Origin of the sequence: Streptomyces oryzae (genome assembly GCF_017676365.1) — a bacterium.
Taxonomy (GTDB): Bacteria; Actinomycetota; Actinomycetes; order Streptomycetales; family Streptomycetaceae; genus Streptomyces; species Streptomyces oryzae.
Genome location: NZ_JADKMA010000250.1, coordinates 1 through 9271, shown reverse-complemented (window position 1 = coordinate 9271; position 9271 = coordinate 1). Strand labels below are relative to the sequence as shown.

Annotated in this window: 6 protein-coding genes; 3 read left to right on the top strand and 3 right to left on the bottom strand. The window is 72.0% G+C overall.

Features of this window, described 5'->3' with window-relative positions:
* Window positions 1-455: 455 nt before the first annotated feature.
* Complete coding sequence (locus tag ITI46_RS31190) at window positions 456-992, bottom strand: MarR family winged helix-turn-helix transcriptional regulator (protein WP_209243291.1); 537 nt, start codon at window positions 990-992, stop codon at window positions 456-458.
* 140 nt (window positions 993-1132) lie between these two features.
* Here ITI46_RS31190 and ITI46_RS31185 point away from each other — a divergent pair, with 140 nt between their 5' ends.
* Window positions 1133-2437 carry an MFS transporter gene (locus tag ITI46_RS31185; RefSeq protein WP_209243294.1) on the top strand — a complete coding sequence of 435 codons (1305 nt, stop codon included), beginning with the start codon at window positions 1133-1135 and terminating at the stop codon, window positions 2435-2437.
* Window positions 2438-2534: 97 nt separating this feature from the next.
* Here ITI46_RS31185 and ITI46_RS31180 read toward each other — a convergent pair whose 3' ends face one another.
* Window positions 2535-4661, bottom strand: coding sequence for an ATP-binding SpoIIE family protein phosphatase (locus ITI46_RS31180; protein ID WP_307808396.1), 2127 nt, complete (start codon window positions 4659-4661; stop codon window positions 2535-2537).
* 128 nt (window positions 4662-4789) lie between these two features.
* Window positions 4790-6268, bottom strand: a complete 1479-nt coding sequence (locus tag ITI46_RS31175) for an NAD(P)/FAD-dependent oxidoreductase (RefSeq protein ID WP_247746870.1) — start codon at window positions 6266-6268, stop codon at window positions 4790-4792.
* Window positions 6269-6678: 410 nt separating this feature from the next.
* On the opposite strand from ITI46_RS31175, the gene ITI46_RS31170 reads away from it, so the two are divergent.
* Window positions 6679-7503 (top strand): TetR/AcrR family transcriptional regulator, encoded by an 825-nt coding sequence (locus tag ITI46_RS31170; protein WP_209243289.1) that lies wholly within the window; start codon window positions 6679-6681, stop codon window positions 7501-7503.
* Window positions 7504-7840: 337 nt separating this feature from the next.
* Window positions 7841-9271: sigma-70 family RNA polymerase sigma factor (locus ITI46_RS31165; RefSeq protein WP_372452110.1), on the top strand; the 1431-nt coding region annotated here is incomplete at its 3' end.

The following is a 9271-nucleotide window of genomic DNA, read 5'->3' as shown; positions in this document are numbered from 1 at the left end:
AGAGACGGGGTATCAACATATCTGGCGTTGACTTTTGGCACGCTGTTGAGTTCTCAAGGAACGGACGCTTCCTTCGAAACCGTCTCACCGGTCTCTCCGGACGTTTGCCCTTTCGGTGTTCCCGACTCTATCAGATCCGTTTTCCGGCCCGTTTCCGTGCCGTCTTCCGAATCGGATATCCCCTGTCGGCGGGGCGCCTTCCGGCTGACCGCTACTTTAGGCCCTTTCCCCGCCCGGCTCCAAATTGAGCCGGCCCGCAAAAGTAATTCGGCATGCCGAACAGACCCCTGCGAAGGGAGATCGTGCTGAGTAGAGGTTTCTGCCGGATTGGCAGGAGTGGCTGCCAGAAGCCGTGACCAGCCGCTGACAACCCGAGGAACCTTACGGATCACCGGTCGTACTGTCAACCGGCGTCAGGGGCGGTTCAACTCGCCCCGGGCGGGCCCTTGTCGGGCTCAGTCCAGGTCGGTCAGCCGGCCGCCGGCGTCGGGTTGGGCGTGTTCGACACGGCGCAGGAGGCGGGTGAGGAGTTCGCCGAGTTGTACGCGTTCGTCGGTGGAGAGGTCTTGGAGGAGGTCTGCCTCGAAGGCGGAGGCCATGCGCATGACCTCCAGCCACTTCCCGCGGCCAGTGTCCGTGAGGCCGATGATCACGCGGACCCGGTTGTCGGGGTCGCGCTCGCGGGTGACCAGGTCCTGGGTGACCATCCGGTCGATGCGGTGGGTCATCGCTGCGGGGGTGAGACCGAGCCGCTTGGCGATGGTGCCGGGCCAGAGCTGGTAGGGGCTGCCCGCCATGACGAGTTCCTTGAGGACCTCCCATTCGGGGCTGCTGAGGCCGAGCGTCGCGAGCTGGCGGCCGTAGGCCACGCTCATCCGGCGGTCCAGCCTGCTCAGAGCGTTGACCACCTTCTCCACCTGGGGGTCGAGGTCGCGGTACTCCCGCTGGTAGATGGCGATCTGCTCGTCGAGCGTCGGTTGTCGTCCCGGCATGTGCGCAGTATCGCACGGTAACTCGTTCGCTCTAAACGCTTGCCCTGTGTACTCTTTAGTCTCGAACTTTAGCTTCGAAGTCTTCGTAGCTGTATCCCTTGTACTTCTCTCGACTCAGGCAGGTGAGTGTGACCACGGCGATGGCCGCCGCGCTGCGGCGGATCCAGCTCGGTAACGCGCTGGCAGCTTTCGGCAACGGCTTCACGGTGCCGTTCCTCTTCGTGTACGTCTCGCGGGTGCGGGAGCTCGGTGACGGCACCGCGGGCGCGGTGCTGGCCGCGTTCGCCGGGGCCGCGCTGCTCGTACTGCCCTTCACGGGGCGCGTGATCGACCGGAGCGGGCCGCTGGTGATGGTTGTCGTCGGTGCTGTTTCGGCCGCGCTGGGGGCGCTGGGGTTCGGGCTGTCGGCCAGTGGGCCTGCCGTGTTGGCCGCTTCCGCGGTGATGGGCGCAGGTATCGCCGTGCTCCAGCCCGCGCTCGCGACGATGATCGTGTGGTGCTCGACGCCGGGGTCGCGGTCGCGCGCGTTCGCCACCCAGTTCTTCCTGAACAACCTGGGGCTGGGCGTCGGTGGGCTGCTGGGCGGAATGCTCGTGGACGAACACGAGCCGGCCAGCTTCACACTGCTGTTCGCCATCGAGGCGACGATGTTCCTGGTGCTGCTCGCCGTGCTGGCGACGGTCCGGGTCCGGCGCCCTGTTGCGGCGGCTGCGGGGGCCGGGGAAGGTGCCGGCGCGGGGAGCGCCGGGCGCGGCTCCGGTTGGGGAGTGCTGCTGCGGGACCGGTCGATGGTGCTGCTGTGTGTGCTGGGGTTCGTGGTCTTCTTCGCGTGCTACGGCCAGTTCGAGTCGGGGCTGTCGGCGTACGCGGTGGACGTCACGCGGATCTCCACCTCCACGCTGGGGATCGCGCTGGCCGCCAACACGGCGGTGATCGTGCTGGCGCAGTTCGTGGTGCTGCGGATGGTGGAGGGGCGGCGGCGGAGCCGGGTCGTCGCGCTGGTCGGGCTGATCTGGACCGTCGCGTGGTTGGCTGCGGGGGCTTCCGGGCTTGTGCACGGGGCGCAGGCTGTGGCCACTGCGCTGCTCATCGGTACGTACGCGCTGTTCGGGGTCGGCGAGACGATGCTCTCGCCGACGGTGGCGCCGCTGGTCGCCGATCTCGCTCCGCCACGGCTGGTGGGGCAGTACAACGCGGCTTTCGCGCTGGTGAAGCAGCTGGCGCTGGCCGTCGGTCCCGCTGTGGGCGGTGCCCTCGCGGCGGGCGGTGCGTGGTCGGCGTACATCGTGCTGCTGGTGGTGTGCTGCCTGGGTATGACGGGGCTGGCGTTGGTGCTGGGGCGGCGGCTCTCCGAGCGTGCGGACCTGCCCGGGTCGGTCATCGTCGCGCGTGGCGAGGCCGTCCGTCCGGCTGCCGAGGAGAACCGCGTCGGCGCGGCTCGGTGACGAGGATTCTGTGACGCGGGTTCGGTAACGAGGGTTCGTGACGGGGGCGGCAGGGGATCCGTGTAGTCGGGATCGGCCCTGCCGCGCCGTACGTCGGCTACTTGCCCGGGAGGGCGAACTCGCACCAGACCGACTTGCCGCCGCCCTGGGTGCGGCGGCTTCCCCAGGCCGAGGCGATCGCGGCGATGATCGAGATGCCGCGCCCGGCCTCGTCGGCAGGCTCGGCGCGGCAGCGGCGGGGCAGGTGCTCGTCGCCGTCGGTGACCTCGATGATCAGTCGGCGGTCGGTACGGCGCAGCAGCAGCCGCATCGGCGGGGTGCCGTGCTGGAGGGAGTTGGCGACCAGTTCGCTGGCGGCCAGAACGCCGAGGTCGCGCAGCTCGGCCGGGAACCGCCAGGAGGCCAGGACCCCGGAGGCGAAGGCGCGGGCGCGCGGGGCCGCTTCGGTGCCGCCGAGCAGGTCGAGCGCCGCGTTGTGGAACAGCTCGGCGTCCGGGCCTGACCGCACCGGGTGCTGGAAGACCAGGAGCGCCACGTCGTCGTCGTGGTCCTCGCTGATGCCCAGGGCGCGCAACAGCCGGTCGCAGATGATGTCGGGCGAGCCGGTGGCGCCCGCGAAGGCGCCTTCCAGCGCGGCGACGCCCTCGTCGATGTCGGCGTCCCTGCGTTCGATCAGGCCGTCGGTGTAGAGGACGGCGGTGGCGCCCTCGGGCAGCGGCAGACTCCCTGAGGTGTGCAGCCAGCCGCCGGTGCCCAGCGGCGGGCCGGTGTGATCGCCTGCGCGGTGCACGGTGCCGTCGGGGTCGCGTACGAGGATGGGCACGTGCCCGGCGGAGGCGTAGCTCAGGCGGCCTTCGTTGGGGTCGTGGACGGCGTAGACGCAGGTGGCGATCTGGGAGGGGTCGATCTCGGCGGCGAGGCCGTCGAGGAGCTGCAGCACCTCGTGCGGCGGCAGGTCGAGCCGCGCGTAGGCACGCACCGCCGTGCGGAGCTGGCCCATGACGGCTGCCGCGCGTACGCCGCGGCCCATGACGTCGCCGATGACCAGCGCCGTGCGGCCCGCGCCGAGCGTGATGACGTCGTACCAGTCGCCACCGACAGCGGCGTCCGTGCCGCCCGGCTGGTAGGTGGCGGCGACGCGCAGGTCGTCGGGCTGCTCCAACTCCTGGGGCAGCAGGCTGCGCTGGAGGGTGACGGCGGCCTCGCGCTGGCGGCGTTCGCTGGCGCGCAGCCGTTCCACCGCCTCGACCTGGTCGGTGACGTCGGCGGCGAAGATCAGCACGCCGCTGTCACCCGATGTGGTGATGGGGGTGCAGGTGAAGGTGTAGTAGCCCGGACGGCGCCTGCTGCTCGTCACGCCCGGCTGCGGGGAGACCCGCCGGGACTTGACCGTACGGGGCCGGCCGCTGCGCCGTACCTGGTCCATCAGCGGGAGCAGCCCCAGCTCGACCAGTTCGGGCAGCGCCTCCCGGGCCGCAGCTCCGGTGGGGCGGGGGCCGAAGACCTGGGTGTATGCCTCGTTGACGAACGCGATGCGGTGCTCGGGGCCGTATACGACGGCTGCCAGCGCGGGGACCTGACCGAGCAGGGCGCGGACCGGGAGCGCGTCGATGGCCCGCCTGCGCTGCCACGCCGCTCTTTCGGGTTCGAGTTCGGGTTCGAGTTCGGGTTCTGGTTCGGGCTCTGGTTCGACTTCCAGTTCTGATTCGGGTCCGGGCTTTGAGCCGGAGTCGGGGCCGGTGTGGTCGGTGTGCGGCCCTTGGGCGATCTCCGCGTGCGGGCGGCTGCGGGCAGCGGGGACGGTGGGGGTGTCCGTGGTGGCGTCCGCGTGCGGGTGCGGGTGCGACGGCCGGCCGGGGGCCGCTTGGTCGGGGCCCGCCTGGTCAGGTACGGGGCGGTCGGGCACGGGCTGGTCGGGCACCGTCGGATCGGCTGCCGTCGCGGTGTCGGTTACGGCTTCGGCTGCAGCTTCGGCTTCGGGCAGCTGTGCGTCGGCGGATGGTGGCGGACCGCTCTTCGCGGTGCCGCTGTCGGGGCGCGCGGCGCCGGCGCGCTTGCCGCCTGTGCGCTTGCCGCCGATGCGCTTGCCGGTCTTCTCCTTGCCGCCGTCGTCCGGGCCGCCACCGGAGGTCTCGGACTGCGCTCGCGCCTTTATCGCGGCCTGGGCTGCAGCGGTGCGCCGCTGTGTGCCGGGCAGTCGGGCGCTCCAGCGCGTGAAGTTCACGTCGTCCGATTCCTTGTGTGGTTCGCTGTGTTCGCTCGGGTCGCTCGGGGCCCTTCGGGTCACGCTTCGCAGACGCGGGCCCACCCATGGTCACATGTCCAGTGTGGCCCACCGTGCCGGTGGAACCCTCAGTTCTCGTCGGGGCGCCGTACGGTGCCCGCCGCGTGTTCGAACTCGGCACGGGGGTGCTCCAGCGAGCCGAGCGAGACGATCTCCCTCTTGAACAGGCCGGAGAGCACCCATTCCGCCAGCACACGGGCCTTCCGGTTGAAGGTCGGCACGCGGCTGAGGTGATAGGCGCGATGCATGAACCAGGCAGGGTAGCCCTTGAGTTTCCGTCCGTACACGTGAGCGACGCCCTTGTGCAGTCCGAGGGAGGCGACCGAGCCCGCGTAGGAGTGCCGGTAGGGGGTGGGCTCCCGGCCTTCGCACACTGCCGCCAGGTTGTCGGCCAGGCGGCGTGCCTGACGTACGGCATGCTGCGCGTTGGGGGCGCACAACGGCGGTTCCGCGCCGTCTGTCGCTGTATCCGCCGGCTCAGCCGTGAGGTCAGGGACGGCCGCCGCGTCCCCCGCCGACCAGGCGTGTTCCGTGCCCTCGACGCGCAGCGTGGCCTCGCACTTGAGCTTGCCGCGGGCGGCGAGCGGCAGCCCGGTGCGGGCCAGCAGGGGGTGGGGTTTGACGCCGGCTGTCCACACCAGGGTGCGGGTGGGGTGCCGGGAGCCGTCGCTGAGGACGGCGACCCTGTTCTCGCACGAGTCGAGGCGGGTCCCGAGGCGTACGTCGATGTTGCGGGCCCGCAGTTCACGCAGCGCGTAGCCGCCCATCTCCTCGCCCACCTCGGGCAGGATCCGGTCGCTGGCCTCCACCAGCAGGAAACGCAGGTCGTCCGCGGAGATGTTGTGGTAATAGCGGCAGGCGTAGCGCGCCATGTCCTCCAGTTCGGCCAGCGCCTCGACTCCCGCGTATCCGCCGCCGACGAAGACGAAGGTGAGCGCGGCGTCGCGGATCGCCGGGTCGCGGGTGGAGGAGGCGATGTCGAGCTGTTCGAGTACGTGGTTGCGGAGCCCGATGGCCTCCTCGACCGTCTTGAAACCGATGCCGTGTTCGGCCAGGCCGGGAACGGGGAGGGTGCGGGAGACGGAGCCGGGCGCCAGTACGAGCTCGGTGTAGGGCAGTTCGAGGGTCTGCGGCTCGGGCCCGGGCCGTTCGCCGGGTGCGGCGTGCGCCGCGCGGGCCGCGTCGGCCTCCGCCGTGGCGAGGGTGCTGATGTGCGCGACGCGGCGCTCGGGGTCGATGCTGCGGGCCTCACCCACGATGACCTGGCACTTCGACAGCACTCGGCGCAGCGGTACGACAACGTGCCGCGGGGAGATCGACCCGGCGGCGGCCTCGGGCAGGAACGGCTGGTACGTCATGTACGGGTCGGGGTCCAGGATCGTGATGGTGACCCCGTCGGCGGACTCCAGTGACGTGGCGACGGGCGTACCCGGCTCGTCCGGGGTTCCGGGCACGGCGGAGGCACCCGGCGCGGGGGCTTCGCCGGGGCGGGCGGCCTGCCGGAGCCGGTGCTTGAGTCTGTGCTGGAGCCGCAGCGCTGTGTACATGCCGACGTATCCGCCGCCGACAACGAGAATGCGCGCTGGTTTCGCAGGTTCGTTCGTGGCCTTCGTCACCCGACCATGACGCACCCTCGCCCCCTCGTTTGTCCACAGGACACGTCAATCATGTGACCGGTGTGCGCCGGGCGCTCGTTGTAGCACCGACGTCGTAGAAGGAATGGTCTTTGCAGGTCACCGCCAGGGTGCAGGGGGCGCGCGGGGCGTAAGGGCGGGGTACGGCCTGGACAGGGACGCCGGAGCCAAACGGCCGTGCCGGGACGCCCTCTTCTCTCTCAGGGTGGCCTCAACTATGTTCGTATCCCAGCGGGTGCGGCCTATGGACCAGTGCGCCGCATTCCAACCCCGCGGACGCGGGGGTCTCCGGGGGGAGACTGGGATTTACCGGGGGAACAACGATGCACATTCAGGGTATTCACGGCTCTCATGCCGGAGCTGCGCCGACCACTGTCTCCGCTGTCTCCGAGAGCCAGTCCACTGCGCACGTCACAGGGACGGGGGCCGCCGCGCGCACGACGCCGCTGCGGGTGGACGCGCAGCGGAACCTCGAGCACGTACTGCGCGCGGCGCGCGAAGTCTTCGGCGAGCTGGGCTACGGCGCGCCGATGGAGGACGTCGCCCGCCGGGCACGGGTGGGGGTCGGTACGGTCTACCGCCGCTTCCCCAGCAAGGACGTGCTGGTCAGGCGGATAGCCGAGGAAGAGACGGCGCGGCTGACGGAGCAGGCGCGGGCCGCGCTGGGCCAGGAGGAGGAGCCGTGGTCGGCGCTCTCCCGTTTTCTGCGCACCTCGGTCGCCTCGGGAGCGGGCCGGCTGCTGCCGCCGCGGATACTCCGGGCCGAGACCAGGTCCGAGAGCTCCTTGCGGGTGCCCCAGCAGCGCGCCTCGGCACAGAGCGGGTACGCCGAGACGCCGACGCACGCCCAGGGAACCCATCCTGACCTGCGGCTGGTGGAGCGTCCCAGCGCGATGGGCGAGTCCGGGGCCGCGTACGACGGGCTGGAGGAGGATCCGGGGGCGACCGAACTGCTGGAGGTCGTCGGTCAGTTGGTCGAGCGGGCCCGGGAGGCGGGCGAGCTGCGCCCGGACGTGACCGTGGGCGATGTGCTGCTGGTGATAGCGACCGCCGCCCCCTCGCTGCCGGACGCCGCACAGCAGGCCGCCGCCTCGACGCGGCTGCTGGACATCCTCCTGGAAGGGCTGCGCTCCCGTAGCGCGCGCTGAGGCGCTGAGGGGCGGGCGTCGCCCTCCGCGAGGTCACTGTCTCGGCGTCGGCGTGGGCGTCGCAGCCTCGGCATCGGCGTGGGCATCGGAGCGCCTCCGGTGACTTCGCCTCGGCTCGGTGCCTCGTCCTGGGCGCGGGCCTCGTTTGGGTTCGGGGCCTCGGCTTGAGCTCGGGGCTCGGGCCTGGGCTTCCGTATTCGCCTCCGCCTCCGCCTCCGCAGGGCGGTGCGGGATTACCCGAACGGGTGGTTGCGCTGCTTGCCGGGTTCCCGTCCAACAGCGCTGTGCCACGCTGACGCAATGGTCAGCAGGCGGGGCGAGTACGGAAGTCACGGCTATGGGTGGTGACGACGAGCGGGGGGTGGGGAAGCCCCGCCCGGATTCCTCCCCCGGCCTTCGTCCGGGCGGTTCCCGCAGGGGAACGCCCGAGCGGTCGGTCTCGCGCCAGGTGCCCGAGCAGCGCAGGCGGCAGGACGCCTCGGGAGGGCGTGACCGGCCGGTCGGGCAGGGCCCGCACGGCGCGGGTGGCGGCAGGCACCGCAGGCCCGCGCCGGCCGGTGGCGGGCACGGCGGGCGCGGCGAGCACGTCGTCTCCGACATGGAGTTGCTCTCCCGGATGCGGGAGGGCGACGACGAGGCGTACGAGGAGCTGTACCGGCGGCACGCCGAGCCGGTGCGCCGCTATGCCCGTACGTGCTGCCGGGACGCGGACACGGCGGAGGACCTGACGGGCGAGGTCTTCGCGCACACTCTGCAGGCGGTACGCGGTGGCAAGGGGCCCGAGGCATCGGTGCGGGCCTATCTGCTGGCCTCCGTACGGCATGTGGCGGCGGCCTGGGCGCGGACCCGGCGGCGCGAGCGGCTGGTGGACGACTTCGCCGCATTCGCGCAGTCGGCAGCCGCCTCCGCCGCGAGCGACGAGGACGCCCTGGAGCCGGCCGCCGAGGCGCGGGCGATGCGGGAGGCGGAACAGAAACTGGTGGTCCGGGCGTTCCGGAGCCTGTCCGAGTACGACCGGATGCTGCTGTGGCACACCGCCGTCGAGGGGGTGCCGCCGCAGGAGGTGGCGCCGCTGCTGGGCAAGTCGCGCGGTGCCACGGCGACGGCGGCGCACCGGGCGCGGGAGCACCTCAAGCAGGCGTACCTCCAGGCGCATGTGAACCAGGCGCGGACGGAGGGCGGGGAGTGCGCGCGGTACGCCGACCGGCTGGGCGCCTATGCGCGCGGCGGGCTGCGGATGCGTGCCGAACGCGGGCTGGCCCGGCATCTGGAGGAGTGCCCGGCGTGCCGGCAGGCGGCGTCGGAGGTCAAGGATCTCAACGAGCACATCAGGCTGCTGGTCCCGCTGGCCCTGGTCGGCTGGTTCGGGACGGCGAGCGGCGCGAAAGCCTTCGCCGCGCTGATCGGCGGCGGTACGACGACGGCAGCCGCGGGCGGCGCGGCGGTCGGCGGTGCCCCGGCCGGAAGTGCGGGAGCCGCAGCGGGCGGTGCGGGCGGTACGGGCGGCGGGGTGACCGGTGGCGCTGGGAGTGGTGCGGCAGGGGGGACGGGAGGCGCCGGGGCGGGCACCAGCGGGGCAGGCGGTGCGGCGTCGGAGGGGCTCGGTGCCCCCGCGAAGGCAGGCATCAGGCTCGGCGTGGCCGCGGCGGCCGGTGCGGTGATCGCGTATGCGCTCTCCGGGGGCGACGGCGAGCCTCCCAGGAAGCCTGAGGGGCGGCACCCCGCACCGCCCGCCGCGCCCCGGCAGCCGCCGAAGAAGTCGGAGCCC

What these genes read in the sequence shown, in the direction of transcription:
- ITI46_RS31170 (WP_209243289.1), top strand. Translation starts at nt 6,679, where the DNA reads ATGCACATTCAGGGTATTCACGGCTCTCATGCCGGAGCTGCGCCGACC.
- ITI46_RS31190 (WP_209243291.1), bottom strand. Translation starts at nt 992, where the DNA reads ATGCCGGGACGACAACCGACGCTCGACGAGCAGATCGCCATCTACCAG.
- ITI46_RS31185 (WP_209243294.1), top strand. Translation starts at nt 1,133, where the DNA reads ATGGCCGCCGCGCTGCGGCGGATCCAGCTCGGTAACGCGCTGGCAGCT.
- ITI46_RS31175 (WP_247746870.1), bottom strand. Translation starts at nt 6,268, where the DNA reads ATGTACACAGCGCTGCGGCTCCAGCACAGACTCAAGCACCGGCTCCGG.